We start from the raw sequence: 18,975 nt of genomic DNA on the forward strand, positions 1-18,975 counted from the left end.
CGGATAGGGCCGGTGTTTATTGCGCATTAGGAACGGAAGAATCGGCCGAGATAAGGGATGCGCTCCACATCGTAACGGTCGATGATGCGCAGGACCACCATGAGGATCAAGTAGACGATAATGCCGGCCGTGCACGCGATGATCAAGTTATGCCAAAGCGCGGGCAGCGCCTGCAGGTTCATGACCCAGAGCGACGCGGCTCCCATGATGAGCATGGCCACGCCAACTTTAATGAAATCCAAAATTTCCATGCTGAAGCCGACATAACGGACAACCGCGATCCAGTGCAGGACCGTGACGAGGACGATGTTGACGTTTATGGCAATTAGGGCGCCGTATATGCCAAGAGTCGGATCGGAGGCCAGTTCGATGATGAGCACCAGCTTGACGACAGCTCCGACGAAGGTGTTCATCAGCGCGGTAGCCGGTTTATCCAGCGCCTGCAATGCGGCTTGCAGCGGCGCCTGAAGGTAGATGAACAAACCGACGGGAGCCATCCATTGCAGCATCGGCGCGATCTCTACATGGTTATATAGTATGCGGCAGAGCGGCTCTGCGAACAGCATCATGACGACAACGAAGGGACCTCCCGTTACCAACGCAAGGCGCATGGATTGATGGAGCCGCTTGTGTATCGTGGCTCGGTCTCCTTTAGCGGCGGCTTCGGAGAGCGAAGGCACGAGCGATACGGCAAGCGAGTAAGTGAGTGCGGTCGGGAGAAGTAGAATCGGGACGATCATCCCTTGAAGGGCGCCGTATTGCGCGGTTGCTTTGCTCACTGCGATACCGGCGGCCTGCAGCGCTCTTGCGGTCAAGATGGACTCGAGCAAATAGGAGAGGGAACCGATCATCCGGCTTGCGGTTACGGGCACCGAAAGACTGATGAGCCGGCGCACGACCGGAACCCGCTTGCGCAGCGGAGCAGGCGCTTTCGGCTTCGAGTCCGCTGTCGGTATATCCGCTTGCTTATCGGACTCTCGCGCAATGCCGAGTTTCACGCGTTTTCGGTCTTTCGCATACTGCAAGAGAAGCACGGCAAGCCCGCCAAGTTCGCCGGCAACAACCCCTAGCATCGCCCCGGCAGCCCCCCAGGCTAGTCCGTATTGCAGCAGCCACTTCGCGAACAGGAGCGCTAGAACACACCGGATAACCGTCTCGATCGTTTGGGAGAGCGCGGTAGGAATCATATTTTGCTTACCTTGGAAGTAGCCCCGGTACACCGAAGAGATCCCGATGATGAGCAACAACGGACTCATCATCAACAACGTTTGGTGTACCCTCGCATCCGTCATCAAATGCGTCGTGATCCAGGGCAAGAGGACAATGAACATCGCGGTCAAAAATAACGACAGCAGCACGGTCAGTGCCATCGCCGAGCGGAAAATCTGCTTTACCCGCTTGGAATCGCCCTTGGATTCGGCCTCGGCGATCCACTTGGCGACGGCAAGCGGAATGCCGCCGGTAATAATGGTGAGCAGCACAATTAGAAACGGGTAGCCGAGCTGATACAAGCCGACGCCCTCGGCTCCTATAATGCGGGGAAGCGCGATCCGCGGCACAAAGGCAAGGATGCGGTTCACGATGCCTGCAAGCAGCAAAATTAAAGCCCCTTTAATAAACGTTTGCTTGGTCACGGTCGATTCCTCTCCCCTTAACATTCGATCCCAGTACTTGTTTCCGGTCAACCTGTCCTATCGTTATGTTTATGCGCAGCATGTCCGCTTCCATGTCATTTTTTCAAGATGCGGCGTTTTGTTGCAGGAATGTGCGGTCCGGCATCGAATGCATAGAGCAAAGGAGGTCGTGGAATGACAGACGAATCAAAACCATTGTCGGAGGAAGAATGGGTCGCGACCATCGAGCATCTGTGCAACAGCAAGGCCGAGGAGTTCAGAATGATCGGCTATGAGTATGTCACGGGAAACGAAATTTGGCAGTGCGTAAGCGATCGGTATACGAAATCGGGCATGCCGGCGGTTCATCAGGTCGTCAACGACATTTTGTCGCTCAAAGTGACAAAATTCATGAATTTTTTGACGCTAAGCGCCTATAAAGGGACCCATTTTTGACGGATGGGCTCTTTTTTTTGACTCGTTTTTGAGGCATCGGTATAATAGGAATGTTGACACAAGATTTTAAGGGGGAACTGAGGGTAATATGAATCGTCTGCTAGCATTCATTCTCATCGTCGTGTTATCGGCCGGCGTTGTAGCGGGAACAAGCTCTTGGATTTTCAACGATGTGAAACTCGGACTGGATTTGAAGGGCGGTTTCGAAATCCTGTATGAAGCCCAGCCGATCGAGCCGGGCGGGACGGTGACGAAGGATTCTCTGGTCGAAACGGCTAAGAGTCTGGAAGCGCGCGCCAACGCAACGGGCGTAACCGAACCGGAAGTAACGACTGAGGGCAGCAACCGGATCCGCGTAAAGATCGCCGGTGTGACTGACGAAACCAAAGTAAGGGATATCCTCAAGAAGCCTGCCGAATTGACATTCCGCAGCGCGCGCGGCTGCGCGGCTGATAAAGGATACTGTAAGGTCGAGCTTCGCGGCAGCGACTTTAAGCAGAACGGCGCTTCCGTGAATCAAACGAACTTGAATGCTTACGAAATCGCGATCAAACTGAAAAGCGCGAAGCAATTCGCTGAAGTGACACGTGAAATCGCCAAGCTGAGCCCGAACAACCAGCTTGCGATCTACTTGGATGAAACTCAATTGTCTGCACCTAACGTTTCAAGCGAAATCAACAGCAACGAAGCTGTCATTACCGGCAATTTCACCCGTGATGAAGCAACCGACCTGAAAAATACGATCAACTTGGGCGCTCTGCCGCTTAAGCTGACCGAGAAATATACGCAAAGCGTAGGCGCTACGCTTGGTAAACTGTCTCTGCAGGAGACCGTTTGGGCGGGCGTAATCGGTACTATTCTGATTCTTCTCTTCATGATGGCGTTCTACCGTTTGCCTGGCATTATCGCAAGCTTCTGTATAATCGTGTATATCTGGCTGCTGCTACTGGGCTTCAACCTGATCGATGCGACGCTGACGCTGCCAGGTATTGCAGCCTTCATTCTCGGGATCGGGATGGCGGTTGACGCCAACATCATTATGGCGGAGCGGATTAAAGAAGAAATGCGCAGCGGCAAGAGCATTCTTTCGTCGCAGAAAGCCGGCTCCAAGCATTCGTTCCGTACCATTATCGATGCGCACGTGACGACGACAATTGCCGCGCTCGTGCTGTTCTTTATAGGCGTGGGCTCTGTTAAAGGGTTTGCAGTCATCTTGCTGCTCAGCATCATTATCAGTGTATTGACAAATGTATTCTTCTCGCGCTTGCTCCTCACTTTGATTATCCGCAGCGGCATTGTGAAGAAGAAATCCTACTTCGGTGTCAAGGAGAGTGAAGTACGTGCGCTTTAGTGGATTTGGAGAAGTATCCGAAGGAAAGTTCGATTTCGTGAAGAACGCCCGTTACTTCTTTATTTTCTCGATTATTATTACGGTGCTTGGCGTTATTACGCTGGGCATTCACGGCCTTAATTACGGCGTCGATTTCAAAGCCGGTTCGAACGTGGACATTGCCGTGAAGAAAGACTTGACCGGACAGAAGGACGCAATCGAGCAGTATTTGAAGGATAACGACTTCGGCAGCCCGGCTCTAACAGTAGGTGCAAACCGAGTTACAGTCCGTTTCGACGAAGTACTCACAGATCAGAAGGAGAAGGCGCTCAAGGAAGGCTTTGCCGCTAAGTTCGATAAAGAAGCTTCAGCCGAGGTCAACACGGTTGACGTCGAAATCGCGAAAGAGCTTCAAACGAATGCGTTGTATGCGGTCCTTGTTGCCAGCATCGGTATTGTCATTTATGTCAGCATCCGCTTTGAATGGCGTTTTGCTATCGCAGCGATCGTCTCTTTGCTTCATGACGCGTTCATCGTCATCAGCTTGTTCTCGATTTTCAAATTGGAAGTGAATCTGCCGTTCATCGTTGCGATTCTGACCATTATCGGTTACTCGATTAACGATACGATCGTTATTTTTGACCGGATTCGGGAGAACCTGCGCTTTGCCAAAATCAAAACAGCAGCAGATGTTGCCCGTCTTGTAAATGAGAGCATCTGGCAAACGCTGACGCGCTCCATCAATACAGTCATGACCGTTGTTGTAGCCGCAGCGTGCTTGCTGATCTTCGGCAGCGAATCCATCAAGCTGTTCTCGCTGGCCATTCTATTCGGTCTCGTAAGCGGCGCATATTCGTCGATCTTTATCGCGAGCCAGCTGTGGCTTGTCCTGAAAAATAAACAAAAACCGAAGGCGGCAGTCAAGTCTCCGGCAGCCTCGTAGTATGATAGAAAGAGGGTAGCCCCGCGGCGCATCCTCTAGTACAATAATTTAAGCGCAAATGCTTTATCGGGAGGCGTCCATGACAGCGACACAACGATATGCCAATGCCGAGTCCGCCGCATGGACCGGACTGATTGGCAATGTCTGTATTGCAGCAATGAAAGGCGGTATCGGCGTGCTTGCGGGCAGTCAGTCGTTGATGGCGGATGCCTGCCGCTCCGCATCGGATGCAGCCGCTTCGTTCGTCTCCTTGACTGGCGTGCGCAGGTGCCGCCAGCTAGGATCGCCTCATGCGCCGGTTCCGGCGGCAAGAGGCCGGGCGGAAGCGGCAACCGGCGTGATGGCATCCATATTGCTTATGATCTTAGGCCTGGAGATCGGCATTTCCGCCATTAAATCGATTGCCGACGGCGTGGACGAAGGACCGGGCTGGCCGGCGGCAGCCGTCGTCATCCTTGCCTTTCTTCTAAAGGAAATCCGTTTCCCGAACAAAGAACGGGGAGCGGATTTATATGCTTCGCTTGCGGCGCTTGTGGGAACGGGCGGCGCGCTGCTGGGCAAGCCGCTCGGCATGCCTGTCCTGTATTACCTGGATCCTGCGGCATCCCTTATCATCGTCGTTATCGTCTTCACGAGCGGCTATCGGGTCGCTTCCGCATCCGTCATGCGCAGCCGGTTTCTGGAGGTTGAGCCGGCGGATTTGTCGGAGCTGAAAGCGGTCGTGCTGCGGATGGAAGGGGTAATCAGCGTTGAGGTGCTGCGGGCACGCGAGCATGGCCACTACGCGGTGGCCGAAGTGGTCATCTGCGTCAATCCGCGCATTTCGGTGCTGGAAGGCAATGAGATCGCGAAGCGCGTGAAGTATTTTCTGATGAAGAGATTCAGTCATATGACCGAGGTTGCGGTTCATGTCGAGCCGTACGATCCGGGTTATCCATACAAAACCAATCATGATCCAAGCCAGGAACAACTACCGACGCTACTGCAATAGCAGCAGCGTTCATTTTTTTGTGAAAGAGGTGTCAGGCCATATGCTGCAATCCAAAACACGCTGGCGGCTCGCTCCGTTCGACCTGGAGGAAGAAGCCCGTGCGACCGGCTTGGCCAGAAGCTTGGCCCTCCCGCCGCTCGTTGCGCGGCTGCTCGTGCGGCGCGGCTACGATCGGGTCGAATCGGCAAAACGGTTTTTGAACGGAGGCGTCGAATGCTTGCATGATCCTTTTCTATTGAAGGGGATGAGAGAAGCCGTCGAACGTATTCAAGCAGCGGTCAGGCAGGATGAGCGGGTACGCATTTATGGCGACTATGATTGCGACGGCGTGTCCTCCACAACCTTAATGACATACTTGTTCACGCGGCTTGGGCTAAACTTCGATTACTATATCCCGCATCGGACGCTGGAAGGCTACGGGCTGAATAAGGCGGCGCTCCGTGCCGCGGCTGATATCGGCGTGACCTTAATCGTGACGGTCGATACCGGCATCAGCGCGGTTGAAGAGATCGCTTACGCGAAGGAGCTCGGAATCGATATCGTCGTAACCGACCACCATGAGCCGCCGTATGTTTTGCCGAATGCTTATGCGATCATCAATCCGAAACAGGAGGATTGCGGCTATCCGTTCAAGGGGCTGGCCGGCGTCGGCGTCGCGTTCAAGCTGGCGCAGGCGCTGCTCGGCGAGCCGCCGGCGGAATGGACCGATGTGGTGGCTCTCGGTACGATCGCCGATCTCATGCCGCTTATCGATGAGAATCGGATTTTGGTCAAATTAGGACTGGAGCAGCTTCGCCTAACGGACAAGCCGGGGTTTCGCGCTTTGGCGGAAGTGGGAGGCATCGATCTGGCAACGATTCAGTCGACGAACGTTGCTTTCGGCATGGCGCCGCGAATTAACGCGGCCGGAAGGCTGGAGCATGCGAAGCTGTCCGTCGGCCTGCTGACGGCGACGGATCACGATGCCGCCGCAGCCGATGCGTTCCAGTTGGATTTGCTCAACAAACAAAGACAGCAAATCGTTGATGTTATCGTCTCCGAAGCGCAGGAGATGTGGGAAGCCAAGTGCAAGGCTGCCGAGGAAGCGGGCAAACCGGCTCCGTCCGTCATCGTGCTTGCAGGCGAAGGCTGGAATGTCGGCGTCGTCGGTATCGTGGCCTCGAAGCTGATCGAGCGCTACTATAAGCCGACGATCATTCTCGGCATGGATGGCGAAACCGGCAAATGCAAAGGCTCGGCCCGCTCGATCGAAGGCTACGATCTCCACGCGGCCTTGACCGAATGCGACGAGCTGCTCGATCATTACGGCGGCCATCAGGCGGCTGCGGGAATGACGCTGTACAAGGAGCATTTGCCAGCATTCGAAGAAAGGCTAGGCATGCTTGCGGACAGCTGGCTGACGGAAGAAGACTGGATTCCGAAGACGAGCATTGATTTGAGCTGCAAGATGGAGGATGCGACGCTTCGGGTAAGGGAGCAGCTCGCTCTGCTTGAGCCCTTCGGCATCGGGAATGAAGCGCCCAAGCTGCTGTTAACCGGCATAACGCTGACCGACCGCAAGTCAATGGGGAAAGAAAGCAAGCATTTGAAGCTTGCCATAAGCGGGCAAGGCAAAATGCTCGATGCCGTCTGTTTCGGAAGCGGTCATCTGACCGAAAGACTCGCGCACGGCGCCGCGATCGAGCTTGTCGGCGAGCTTTCGGTGAACGAGTGGAATGGCCAGCGCAAAGCGCAGTTCATGGTTTCCGACTTGCGCGTGCCGCATATCCAGTTGTTCGATCGGCGTGCAGACAGCGACTGCGAATCGGCAGGCGCCTTATTGAAGCTGATCCAAGCTGGCCGTTATGCTGAGGCTGCCGTTCTCGTCCCGGGATCTGCGTGGATCGATGCGGCCGAATCAGCTGATGGCAGACCGGTTGGCTTGCCGGTCATGACTTATGACGATCTAGCACGGCAGGGCAGAGTCCGCTGCGCCCATTTGTTTGTATGGGGCAAGCCGGGATCAGCTGATAAGCTTTCGCGGGCAATAGCAAGCTGCGAAGGACTTGAAGCGGTTCACCTGCTTTATGACGAGCGAAAGGCAAAGTCCATCTTCCCGACAAGGGAGCAGTTCGGGCAGCTCTATCAATTGCTTCGCCGCGAATGTCCGTTGCCGGAAGAGGGAATAAGTAAACAATTGGCATTAAAGCTTAACGGGACGGACGACGTCATTACGTTCATGCTGAAGGTTTTTACCGAACTGGAATTTATTCATACCGATCAGGGCTACATACGGCTTAGTCCCGTAACCGGAAAGAAAGAACTGTCCCATTCGGCGGCGTATCGCGACGCGCAGCGCAAATTCGAAGCGAACGAAGTGTTAAGCGCACCGGCCAAGGTACTGGCCGATTGGATCGTCTCGCAAGCCCAGCATTCATTATTACACCTAAACGAAGGAGTCGTTGGTTCATGAATTTCAAAGATTACATCCGCATCATCCCAGACTACCCGCAGCCGGGCATCCGCTTCAAGGACATCACAACCTTGACGAACAACGGTCAAGTTTACGCGCAAGCGATCGAGGCGATCAAGCAAGCGGTTGCCGACAAGCAAATCGATCTGGTTGCAGGTCCTGAGGCACGCGGCTTCATTGTCGGCGCACCGCTGGCTGTTTCGCTTGGGGTTGGCTTTGTTCCGATCCGCAAAAGCGGCAAGCTTCCGGGCGAAGTGATCGAAGCCAGCTACGATCTTGAGTACGGCAAGGACAAGCTGGCCATGCACAAAGATGCGATTAAGCCGGGCCAGCGAATTCTGATTGCCGACGATCTGCTTGCGACCGGCGGCACGATCGCGACGACGATCAACCTGATCCGTCAGCTGGGCGGCGAAGTGGTAGGCGCGGCTTTCCTGATCGAGCTCGGCTATCTGGATGGACGTTCGAAGCTGGACGGCATCGACGTTTTCTCGCTTATGACGTATTAATTGCTGCTTGCGGCCAAAGCGCCGGACACGGAAGGTTTCTTCCGCTGTCCGGCGTTCTGTATATATGGAGTAACATAGGTTGACGGAAAGGCTTGAAAACAGGCATAATAGTAGGAAAACTCGGGCGCTGTATTGAACCGAATTCATTTTATTTTATTGATTTGGAAAAACATGTCGCGCCTGGCAGCGCGCTTTTCCGGAAAGGGACGTTCATGGGCATAGAGCAGCTACTCGACAAAGCATCGACTTATATGAAGGAACAAGATTTGACGCGGATCAAGGAAGCTTATGAGTTTGCGGATCAAGCCCATCATGGTCAGGTGCGCAAATCAGGCGAGCCGTATATCCTTCACCCCGTCGCCGTCGCGGAAATACTCGTCAACATGCAGATGGACGTGTTGTCGATTATTGCCGCGCTTCTTCATGATGTCGTTGAAGATACGACTGTCCCGCTCGAAGAGGTCAGGTCCCGATTCGGCGAGGCATGTGCGGCGGTCGTCGACGGACTCACGAAGTTGGAGAAGATCCAATTCCGCTCCAAGGAAGAGCAGCAGAACGAGAATTACCGTAAAATGTTCGTCGCCATGGCGCAGGACATGCGCGTTATTCTCATCAAGCTGGCGGACCGGCTTCACAATATGCGGACGTTGAAATATCAATCCGAGGAAGCGCAGCGGCGGATCGCGTACGAGACGCTGGAGATTTTCTGTCCGATTGCGCACCGGCTCGGGATCTCGGCGATCAAGTGGGAGATGGAGGATATCGCGCTCCGATACTTGAACCCGCAGCAGTATTACCGGATTGCCAACCTCATGAAGAAGAAGCGCGCGGAGCGGGAGCAGTACATTGCCGACGTCATCGGCCGCATTCGCGAAAAGCTTGAGGACATGGGCATCGAAGGCGACATTTCCGGCCGCCCGAAGCATATTTACAGCATTTACAAAAAAATGACCGCGCGCAGCAAGCAGTTCAATGAAATCTACGATTTGCTTGCGATCCGGATCATTGTTGACAATATCAAAGACTGCTACGCCACGCTCGGCATTATTCATACGTTGTGGAAGCCGATGCCCGGCAGGTTCAAAGATTATATCGCCATGCCGAAAGCGAACATGTACCAGTCGCTGCATACGACGGTCATCGGACCGACCGGAGAACCGACGGAGGTGCAGATCCGGACATGGGAAATGCACCGCACCTCGGAATACGGGATCGCGGCGCACTGGGCCTATAAGGAAGGCGGCGTTGTCCCGGGTGGCTCGTTCGAGGACAAAATGACGCTGTTCCGCGAAATTATCGAGCTTCAGCATGAAGCGAGCGACGCCTCGGAGTTCGTCGAATCGCTGAAGATGGACTTTTTCTCTGACCTTGTATTCGTCTTCACGCCGAAGGGCGAAGTATTCGAGCTGCCTGCCGGAGCGGTACCGCTCGACTTTGCGTACCGGATTCATACCGAGGTCGGCAACCGGACGATCGGTTCAAAGGTCAACGGCCGCATCGTTCCGCTTGATTACAAGCTAAGGACCGGGGATATCGTCGAAATTTTGACCTCTAAGCATTCTTACGGGCCGAGCCAAGATTGGATCAAAATCGCCCAGTCTTCCCATGCCCGCAGCAAGATCAAGCAGTGGTTCAAGAAGGAGAAGCGCGAGGAGAACGTCATTAAAGGCCGTGATAGCATCGAGCGGGAGCTTAAGCGGCTCGGGCTGGAGCCGGCGAGCTTCATGTCCGACGCCCAGCTTCAAGAAGCGGCTGGCAAGTTTACGTTTAACGATATCGAGGATATGCTGTCCGCGGTCGGGTTCGGCGGCATTACAGCAGCCCAAATTTGCACCAAGCTGACGGAAAAAATGCGCAAGGAAGCCGAAGAGGCGAACCAAATCGAGCTTTCGAGCGAAATGAAGGAAATGAAGTCTTCCCCGACGCTGCGCAAATCCCGCCCGACGCACGGCGTATCCGTCAAAGGCGTCGATAACTTGCTGGTCCGTTTCGCACGCTGCTGCAACCCGGTTCCTGGCGATGCGATCGTCGGATATATTACCCGCGGGCGCGGCGTTTCCGTTCACCGCACGGATTGTTTGAATTTATCGTCTACGAGCACCGACGGCGAGGAAGCGGCTCGCGTCATCGAAGTGGAATGGGAACAGTCCGTCGAAGCGAACTACAGCGTCGATATCGAAATTACCGGCCATGATCGTCCGGGTCTGCTGAACGAGGTGCTGCAGGCCGTGTCGGAGAGCAAGACGAATATTTCCGCCGTATCCGGCCGTTCGGACAAGAACAAGCTGGCGATGATCCACATGACGATCCTCATCAGGAACATCGAGCACTTGCAATCCGTGGTGGAACGGATAAAGCGGGTCAAAGACATTTATTCGGTGCAGAGGATTATGCAATAGCATCCGTTCGTTATCGTAGAACATGAGTTTATAGGGCAGGGAGAGTTAGTAAGGTTATGAAAGTAGTTGTACAGCGCAGCAAACAGGCGTCCGTATCGGTCGATGGCGAAACGGTCGGCGCAATCGACAGGGGTCTTGTGCTGCTTGTCGGCGTCACCCATGAGGACAATGAAGCGGACGTCCGCTGGATGGCGGAGAAGGTAGCCGGTTTACGGATTTTTGAAGACGCGGACGGTAAAATGAATCATTCTGTACAGGACGTTGGCGGCGCGATTTTATCCGTCTCGCAGTTTACCTTGTACGGAGATTGCCGCAAAGGAAGACGTCCGAACTTTATGGCGGCCGCCCGGCCCGAGCAGGCCGAATCGCTTTATGATGCCTTTAACGCGCAGCTTCGTGCGATGGGATTCGTCGTCGAAACGGGCAAGTTCGGCGCGATGATGGATGTGTCGCTCATCAACTGGGGGCCTGTTACGCTGATTATCGATAGTAAAGCTTAAGCGAAGGAAGATTGAGGCTTAAGTGTTAGAATAGCTGGAAGCGGGAACACTAGACCGTAGACGTGCACGGCCGGCTTGGCACGGCGCGGCACGACAACGGTGGAGGGATTCTCGACAATGCATCAGTCGCGCAAGGAACAAGGCGTGGAACGCATCTCGCGGAGGCTGCTTCATGCAGACCGCCGCGAAGCGCTGATTTTCGCGGAGCTTGAGGAACAGATCGAGGCCGCGGCCGAATTAGGCGGCTTTGCCGCGGCGCCCAAACGCTCCCCGAGAGGCGAGCATATGTGAGGAAGGGACGGATAGTTGGTCGCTTAATGGCGAAACTGTCCGTCTTTTGCCGTCGTTTGGCAGGGAAACAGGGAGAAATCGCTTCCCTTTTTGTAATCAAACTGTAATCTATTTTCAATGATTCTCTAACATGGCCTGCCTATAATAAAAGTCGACCCCCTTTTTTGAATATATATTTTGTTGGACCTACGACCGGTTGTTGTGTTGTAGGTTTTTTTCTTCCCCCTAAATCCCCCTCTCCAGGGGGACCCCAAGGGTCTCCGACCCTCTGGACACCCGGAATGGTATAACGTGGAAGTTACAGAGTACCGCTCGCGAGTGTAGTAACGTGCTAGTCCTCGCTTTACGTCCCATTCGGGACCCGCTTTACGTTTGGCGCTGTTTATCGACCTGTTGTCTCTTGCGAGACACATCATAACGTAGACCATTCAGAGGCGCGTTGTACGTGGGTGCGTGCTTGGCTCGCTTTCGTCCCGTTCGGGACACGCTTTACTTTCGGCGCGGAAAAGATGGGGTTACCAGGTGCCTCGTTGCACTCGGCACGGTAACCTAGGGCCCGCTCTTCGCCTTCGCGGGGAAGTTAGTGTGAAGGAAAGGTTACCGGGTGCGTCGCTGCGCTTTGGCACGGTAACCTAGGCCCGCTCTTCGCCTTCGCGGGGAAGTTAGTGTAAGGGAAGGTTACCGGGTGCCTCGTTGCACTCGGCACGGTAACCTAGGGCCCGCTCTTCGCCTTCGCGGGGAAGTTAGTGTAAGGGAAAGGTTACCGGGTGCGTCGCTGCGCTTTGGCACGGTAACCTAGGGCCCGCTCTTCGCCTTCGCGGGGAAGTTAGTGTGAGGGAAGGTTACCGGGTGCGTCGCTGCGCTTTGGCACGGTAACCTAGGGCTCGCTCAGAATCGTGGGATATACATAAATAATGGCAAATTTTTTGCTTCCAGCACTTGACACGTGCTTACTCGGGAGATACAATAAAGGTTATATTATGTCGATCCATTGAAGGGACCGATCCGTTCTACCCCGCACCGATTCAGAGAGGGATTCCTAGGCTGGAAGAATCCTTGGCGTGCATGAGCGGACAGACTTCCCAGAGGACATACGGTGAACCTGTAGGCTGCATTCTCGCTTACTCATTAGCTGTACTGCGTAGTCGGGCGTTAACCGAATGAAGCGAATCAATTCATTGATTCGGAATGTGGGTGGTACCACGGTAGCTTTGAATCCGATAAGCTCTCGTCCCTTTGCCTTGTTTGAGGCGGAGGGCGGGGGCTTTTTTTGATGATGAATAACAGCAATTTTGAGGGGGAATGGACATGGGCTTTCAGAAGCCTCCGGGCACGCAGGATTTTTTGCCGGGCTCGGTAGAGAAATGGCAGTTTGTCGAGAGTAAAGCGCGCGATATTTGCCGCCGGTTTAACTTCCGGGAAATTCGGACGCCGATGTTTGAGATGACCGAGCTCTATAAGCGCGGCGTCGGCGAAACAACCGACATTGTAGAGAAAGAAATGTACACGTTCACGGACCGGGGCAATCGAAGCCTCACGCTCCGTCCGGAAGGAACGGCAGGCGCGGTTCGCGCGTACGTGGAGAACAAACTGTACGGCGAGCCGGACTTGACGAAGCTATACTACATTGGGCCGATGTTCCGCTATGAGCGTCAGCAAGCCGGCCGCTACCGCCAATTCCACCAATTCGGCGTCGAAGCACTGGGCGCCGTCGATGCGGCGCTGGATGCGGAGGTTATCGCGCTAGGCTATACGTTCTACAGCGAAGTCGGGTTGAAGGACGTCCGCGTGGAAATCAACTCGGTCGGCACGCCTGCCGTTCGCGCGGCATTCCGCGAGCGGCTGCTCGGCTTCCTCGAGCCGAAGCGGGAGCTGCTCTGCAAAGACTGCCAGTCTCGCATGGAACGCAATCCGCTGCGCGTGTTGGACTGCAAAACCGATCAGGCGCACTTCGAAGACGCGCCATCGATCTTGGATAGCCTGGATGAAGAATGCCGGACGCACTTTGAGGCGCTGCAGGAGCATCTGACGGGGATGAACATCCCGTTCTATATCAACCCGCGGCTTGTGCGCGGTCTCGATTACTATACGCATACGGCGTTTGAGTACAAGGCCGAAGGCATCGGCGCGATCGATACGATCGGCGGCGGCGGCAGATACAACGGTCTGGTTGCCGATATCGGCGGTCCGGATCAGCCTGGCGTAGGTCTCGGACTTGGCCTGGAGCGTACGGTCATGCTGCTGGAGAGCCAAGGTGCGGAGCTGGATAACCTGCACCAGGTCGACGTGTACATGGTCGGGCTCGGCGAAGCGGCTGAACGCGAAGTGACGCGTCTGCTTCACGGGCTAAGGCTCCGCGGCATATCGGCGGAACGGGATTACCAGGGCCGCAAAATGAAAGCGCAAATGAAGTCGGCCGACCGGCTGCAGGCTCGGTTCACGGCCATCCTAGGCGATGACGAGTTGAGCCGCGGGGAGATCGCTCTGAAGAACATGGCGACCGGCGAGCAAAAATTTGTCGCATTCGAGCAGCTGGCCGATGAAATTTTGAAATAGGGCGTCGCCCATTATCCCATTATAAAAAAGGAGCCTCTACCCATTATGATGCTAAAAACTCATTCTTGTGGAACACTGACGAAAGCGGAAGTAGGACAAACGGTTACTTTGAACGGTTGGGTGCAGCGCCGTCGTGACCTGGGCGGCGTATTGTTCATCGATCTGCGCGACCGCACAGGCATTGTGCAAATCGTATTTAACCCGGATTTCTCCGGAGATGCGCTGGCGATCGCAGACCGTGCCCGCAATGAATATGTACTGGCCGTTCGCGGTAAAGTCGTCGAGCGCGACGCGGAAACCGTCAACGCAAACATTCCTACAGGTGAAATCGAGATTCGCGTAACCGAGATCGAAATCATGAACGCGGCTAAAACGCCTCCGTTCCCAATCGAGGATGGCGTCGAAGTGGACGAATCGCTGCGTTTGAAATACCGCTACCTGGATCTTCGCCGTCCTGAAATGCAAAAAACGATGCTGCTCCGTTCCAAAGCGGCTAAAGTATTCCGCGATTTCTTGGACGGAGAAGGCTTCATCGATGTAGAAACGCCGATCCTAACGAAGAGCACGCCTGAAGGCGCTCGTGACTACCTGGTTCCTAGCCGCGTCCATCCGGGCGAGTTCTTCGCGCTGCCGCAGTCGCCGCAAATTTTCAAACAGCTTCTCATGGTCAGCGGCCTTGAGCGCTACTACCAAATCGCGCGCTGCTTCCGTGACGAGGACCTCCGCGCAGACCGTCAGCCGGAATTCACGCAAGTCGACATCGAGACCTCGTTCCTGTCCCAGGATCAACTGCTTGACATGCTCGAGCAGCTCGTCGTCAAATTGTTCCGAGAAACGATCGGCGTGGAAATTCCGACTCCGTTCCAACGCATTACGTACCAAGATGCGATGAACAAATACGGCTCCGATAAGCCCGACCTTCGTTTCGGCATGGAAATGGAAGACATCACGGACATTGTGGCAAACAGCGACGTGAAAGTATTCGCGTCCGTGAGCGCGAGCGGCGGCGTCGTCAAGGTGCTGAACGCCAAAGGCTGCGCGACCTGGAGCCGCAAGGAGCTTGACGACCTCCAACCGTTCGCTGCCCGTTACGGCGGCAAAGGCTTGGCTTGGGTTACGGTGAAGGAAGGCGAGTGGCGCGGTCCGATCGTGAAGTTCTTCAAGCCGGAAGAGATCGCGGCGATGACCGAGCGTCTTGGCGTCGAAGAAGGCGACCTGCTGTTGTTCTCCGCGGACAAGAAGAAAGTCGTGGCGGACGTGCTCGGCAACCTGCGTCTGAAAATCGGCAAGCAGCTCGGCTTGATCGACGAGTCCAAATTCAAGCTGGAGTGGGTCGTAGACTTCCCGCTGCTCGGCTACGACGAAGAGGCGAAGCGTTACGTGGCGGAGCACCATCCGTTCACGCGTCCGCACAACGACGATATCGCGCTGTTCGAGACGAATCCGGGCGCAATTCGCGCGCAGGCGTATGACCTGGTGCTGAACGGTTACGAAGTCGGCGGCGGTTCCATGCGGATCTTCAAACGCGATGTGCAAGAGCTCATGTTCAAAGCGCTCGGCTTCTCGGCAGAGGAAGCGCACGAGAAATTCGGCTTCCTGCTCGACGCCTTCGAATACGGCACGCCTCCGCATGGCGGCTTCGCATTCGGCTTCGACCGTTTGGTGATGCTGCTTGCGGGCCGCACGAATCTTCGCGAGACGATCGCGTTCCCGAAAACGGCAAGCGCGACGGATCTGCTGACCGATGCGCCGTCCGAAGTGGATATTTCCCAGCTTCAGCAGCTGCATATCCGTACGATCCAGAAGCCTGTGAAGCAGCCTGAGGCTGCTGCAGCCGGCGCTTCCGCGCCGCAGGCTAACTAATCCTACGATAAACCGGCTTTCGCTCGCTTTGCCGCGGCGAAAGCCGGATTCTTTTCGTTACATAGCAGGTTTAAAATACGAAGCCAAGAGGTGTGTTCAAGACATGCTGCACCAATTTTCCCGAACGGAGCTTGCCATCGGACCGGAAGGCCTTCAGCTGATGAAAGGCAGCACGGTTGCGGTGCTCGGCATCGGCGGCGTCGGCTCGATTGCCGCGGAGGCGCTGGCGCGAACCGGCGTGGGACGCATCATCCTCATTGACAAGGATGTCGTCGATATTACGAATATCAACCGCCAAATTCATGCGCTGACGACGACTGTCGGCCAGCCGAAGGCCGATCTGATGCGCGACCGCATCAAGCTGATTAACCCGGAATGCGATGCCGTCTCGCTCCGGATGTTTTACACGGAGGAAACGTACGAGAAGCTGTTCGAATATCCGCTGGATTATGTGGTCGACGCATCGGATACGATTTCGTACAAGGTCCATTTGATCAAACAGTGCCTGGAGCGGAACATTCCGATCATCTCCAGCATGGGCGCCGCGAACAAAATGGACCCGACCAAGTTCCAGGTGGCGGACATCTCCAAAACGTCGATGGATCCCATCGCGCGCGTCGTCCGCCAGAAATTGCGCAAAGACGGGATCAAGAAAGGCGTCAAGGTGGTCTTCTCGACGGAAGAGCCGATGAAGCCTCGCGAGGACGTGACGCAGCGCATCGTGCCTGAGAACGCGCCGGAAATCCGCAAAGCGCAGCAGCCGCCTGCCAGCAACGCGTTCGTCCCGCCAGTAGCCGGCCTGATTATGGTGGGCGTAGTCGTGAAAGACATGCTTGCCAAGGGAGGTCAAACGAAATGAACGCCGAACTCGTAAACAAGCTGCGGCTGTCGCTGGACATGCGCGCTGCCGTTTTGGAAACGCCCGAGCCGTCCTACTTAGAAGAACTCGGCGTAGAGGATCAACCGCCGTTCGACGAGATGGACGCAGGCACCTATGATTTTGTCATGCTGTTCGCAAAAGATATCGCGAGCTTGAACGAGCATGCTCCGAAAGCGCTCAAGGCGGTTAAACGAGATGGTCTGCTGTGGATTTGTTACCCGAAGGGAACGGCCAAAATTCGCACGGACATTAACCGCGACCGCGGCTGGAAGGCCGTCAAGGACGAAGGCTGGGAGGGCGTTTCGCTCGTCTCCGTCGACGAGACTTGGTCGGCGATGCGTTTCCGCCCCGTAGGCATGGCGCAGAGGAGCGCACGCGCAAGCCGCGCCGCCGATATCGGCAGACCCACGGCGACGGTCGCCAAGGAGCTGGTCATCCCGGACGACGTGACGGCCGCGCTTGACGCTAAACCCGAAGCTGCGGCGTTCTTCGCCGAGCTGGCTCCATCGCACCGTAAAGAGTACATTCGTTGGATCAATGAAGCGAAGCAGGAAGTGACGCGCGCGAAGCGAATCCATGAAATGACCGACAAGCTGCTGCTAAAGCTGAAGCGTCCGTCGGAGAAGCCGAACGCTTGATCCTGAAAAAGAAGCCCGGACACTCAGCATGGCTGCAAATCCGGGCTTTTTTTACCGCTGGTTTTGTCCTCATCAACAAAAGTTGCCTTTGACAAACTTTTTTGTGCGTGTACAATGAAAGTAGGCAACAAAGAGTGTAGTCCAGCATATTTGTAAGATGTATACAGGATGATGGATGCCTAGAAGAGGTGAAACCGATGAGTGATCAGTCGACACCGCTGGCCCAAGAGAAAGGCTGGCGTTATGCACGAACCCAACATACACTTCCCGAAGTTTACCGTTCGTTAAAAATTCCGAAATCAGGTTCTTGGATTCGCAAATTTCTGGCTTTCGCCGGTCCGGGCTATCTTGTAGCCGTCGGTTACATGGACCCTGGCAACTGGGCGACTGATCTGGCAGGCGGATCCATGTTCGGCTATACGTTGCTGTCGGTTATTTTGCTATCCAATTTGATGGCGATGCTGTTGCAAGCATTAGCCGGCAAGCTTGGCATCGTAACCGGACGCGATCTTGCGCAAGCCTGCAAAGACCACTACAGCAAGCCCGTCGCGATGGGGCTGTGGGTGATTTGCGAGCTGGCCATCGCCGCTTGCGACCTAGCAGAGGTTATCGGTACGGCGATTGCGCTCAACCTGCTGTTCGGCATCCCGCTCATCGCAGGTGTCGTGATTACCGTGCTGGATGTCCTGCTTATCCTGCTGCTGCAAAATAAAGGCTTCCGTTACATCGAAGCGCTCGTCATCGTGTTAATCGCTACGATCGGCGGCTGCTTCCTGATCGAAATCTTCTGGTCGCAGCCTCAAGCAGGCGAAGTGATGAAAGGCTTCATTCCGAGCGCGGAGATTATCTCCAACCCGGCCATGCTCTACATTGCGATCGGTATCCTAGGCGCAACCGTTATGCCGCATAACTTGTACCTGCATTCCTCCATCGTGCAGACGCGTCAATTCGAGCAGACTGAGCTTGGCAAGCGCCAAGCCATCAAATACGCAACTTGGGATTCGTCCATTGCTTTGTTCTTTGCCTTATTTATTAATGCGGCGATCCTGATCATTGCTGCGGCGAGCTTCAATACGTCAGGCCACAGCGACGTCGCGGAAATCGGCGAAGCCTATCATCTGCTCGCGCCGATGCTTGGCACAACCGCGGCTAGCATCCTGTTCGGCGTAGCGCTGCTGGCAGCCGGCCAGAATTCCACGCTGACCGGGACGCTAGCGGGTCAAATCGTCATGGAGGGCTTCCTGAACATCAGGCTTGCCCCGTGGCTGAGACGGTTGATCACGCGCCTGATCGCCATCGTTCCCGCCGTTATCGTTACCTGGCTGTACGGATCGAGCGGAACGGCCCAGTTGCTCATTCTGAGTCAGGTCATCTTGTCCTTGCAGCTTTCCTTCGCCGTTATTCCGCTCGTCAAATTTACGAGCGACAAGCAGAAAATGGGCCGGTTTGCCAATCCGCTTTGGCTCAAATTGCTCGCCTGGACGGTTGCGATCGTGATTGCCGCGCTTAACGTGTATTTGCTATATCAGACCTTCTTTGGCTAATCTTAGCGCC

15 protein-coding genes are annotated in these 18,975 nt (G+C 55.2%); 14 read left to right on the forward strand and 1 reads right to left on the reverse strand.

Annotated elements, in window-relative coordinates; translation table 11 throughout:
* Window positions 1-26 precede the first annotated feature (26 nt).
* Window positions 27-1,634, reverse strand: coding sequence for a stage V sporulation protein B (gene spoVB, locus DL346_RS05655; RefSeq protein ID WP_112881065.1), 1,608 nt, complete (start codon window positions 1,632-1,634; stop codon window positions 27-29).
* Between the two features lie 174 nt (window positions 1,635-1,808).
* On the opposite strand from spoVB, the gene DL346_RS05660 reads away from it, so the two are divergent.
* From DL346_RS05660 to DL346_RS05720, 14 genes are all read left to right on the forward strand, one after another.
* Complete coding sequence (locus DL346_RS05660; RefSeq protein WP_112881066.1) at window positions 1,809-2,069, forward strand: post-transcriptional regulator; 261 nt, start codon at window positions 1,809-1,811, stop codon at window positions 2,067-2,069.
* A gap of 88 nt (window positions 2,070-2,157) precedes the next feature.
* Window positions 2,158-3,420, forward strand: a complete 1,263-nt coding sequence (gene secD / locus DL346_RS05665) for a protein translocase subunit SecD (protein WP_112881067.1) — start codon at window positions 2,158-2,160, stop codon at window positions 3,418-3,420.
* The gene (gene secF, locus DL346_RS05670) at window positions 3,410-4,342 is read left to right on the forward strand and encodes a protein translocase subunit SecF (RefSeq protein WP_112881068.1); all 933 of its coding nucleotides are present in this window, start codon (window positions 3,410-3,412) and stop codon (window positions 4,340-4,342) included. The genes secD and secF overlap by 11 nt, the downstream gene beginning before the upstream one ends.
* Window positions 4,343-4,421: 79 nt before the next feature.
* The gene (locus DL346_RS05675; protein ID WP_112881069.1) at window positions 4,422-5,333 is read left to right on the forward strand and encodes a cation diffusion facilitator family transporter; all 912 of its coding nucleotides are present in this window, start codon (window positions 4,422-4,424) and stop codon (window positions 5,331-5,333) included.
* A 40-nt stretch (window positions 5,334-5,373) separates the two neighbouring features.
* Complete coding sequence (gene recJ / locus DL346_RS05680) at window positions 5,374-7,785, forward strand: single-stranded-DNA-specific exonuclease RecJ (protein ID WP_112881070.1); 2,412 nt, start codon at window positions 5,374-5,376, stop codon at window positions 7,783-7,785.
* Entirely contained in the window at window positions 7,782-8,294 is a 513-nt protein-coding gene (locus DL346_RS05685) for an adenine phosphoribosyltransferase (protein WP_112881071.1), read from the forward strand. The genes recJ and DL346_RS05685 overlap by 4 nt, the downstream gene beginning before the upstream one ends.
* A gap of 212 nt (window positions 8,295-8,506) precedes the next feature.
* On the forward strand, window positions 8,507-10,693 hold the full coding sequence (locus DL346_RS05690; RefSeq protein WP_112881072.1) for a RelA/SpoT family protein: 2,187 nt from the start codon (window positions 8,507-8,509) through the stop codon (window positions 10,691-10,693).
* A 56-nt stretch (window positions 10,694-10,749) separates the two neighbouring features.
* Window positions 10,750-11,193, forward strand: a complete 444-nt coding sequence (gene dtd, locus DL346_RS05695; protein WP_112881073.1) for a D-aminoacyl-tRNA deacylase — start codon at window positions 10,750-10,752, stop codon at window positions 11,191-11,193.
* 117 nt (window positions 11,194-11,310) lie between these two features.
* Window positions 11,311-11,484 (forward strand): hypothetical protein, encoded by a 174-nt coding sequence (locus tag DL346_RS28945; protein ID WP_165822385.1) that lies wholly within the window; start codon window positions 11,311-11,313, stop codon window positions 11,482-11,484.
* A 1,308-nt stretch (window positions 11,485-12,792) separates the two neighbouring features.
* A complete protein-coding gene (gene hisS, locus DL346_RS05700; protein ID WP_112881074.1) occupies window positions 12,793-14,040 on the forward strand; it encodes a histidine--tRNA ligase in 1,248 nt (415 codons plus the stop codon).
* A gap of 45 nt (window positions 14,041-14,085) precedes the next feature.
* The gene (aspS, locus tag DL346_RS05705) at window positions 14,086-15,903 is read left to right on the forward strand and encodes an aspartate--tRNA ligase (RefSeq protein WP_112881075.1); all 1,818 of its coding nucleotides are present in this window, start codon (window positions 14,086-14,088) and stop codon (window positions 15,901-15,903) included.
* A 103-nt stretch (window positions 15,904-16,006) separates the two neighbouring features.
* Window positions 16,007-16,762: a tRNA threonylcarbamoyladenosine dehydratase gene (locus DL346_RS05710; protein ID WP_112881076.1), complete on the forward strand. Its 756-nt coding sequence runs from the start codon at window positions 16,007-16,009 to the stop codon at window positions 16,760-16,762.
* The gene (locus DL346_RS05715) at window positions 16,759-17,421 is read left to right on the forward strand and encodes a YdeI/OmpD-associated family protein (protein WP_112881077.1); all 663 of its coding nucleotides are present in this window, start codon (window positions 16,759-16,761) and stop codon (window positions 17,419-17,421) included. Before DL346_RS05710 ends, DL346_RS05715 begins: the two co-directional genes overlap by 4 nt.
* A 197-nt stretch (window positions 17,422-17,618) precedes the next feature.
* On the forward strand, window positions 17,619-18,965 hold the full coding sequence (locus DL346_RS05720; RefSeq protein ID WP_112881078.1) for an Nramp family divalent metal transporter: 1,347 nt from the start codon (window positions 17,619-17,621) through the stop codon (window positions 18,963-18,965).
* Window positions 18,966-18,975: the final 10 nt, after the last annotated feature.

Source organism: Paenibacillus montanisoli, from assembly GCF_003268025.1.
GTDB classification, from domain to species: domain Bacteria; phylum Bacillota; class Bacilli; order Paenibacillales; family Paenibacillaceae; genus Paenibacillus_Z; species Paenibacillus_Z montanisoli.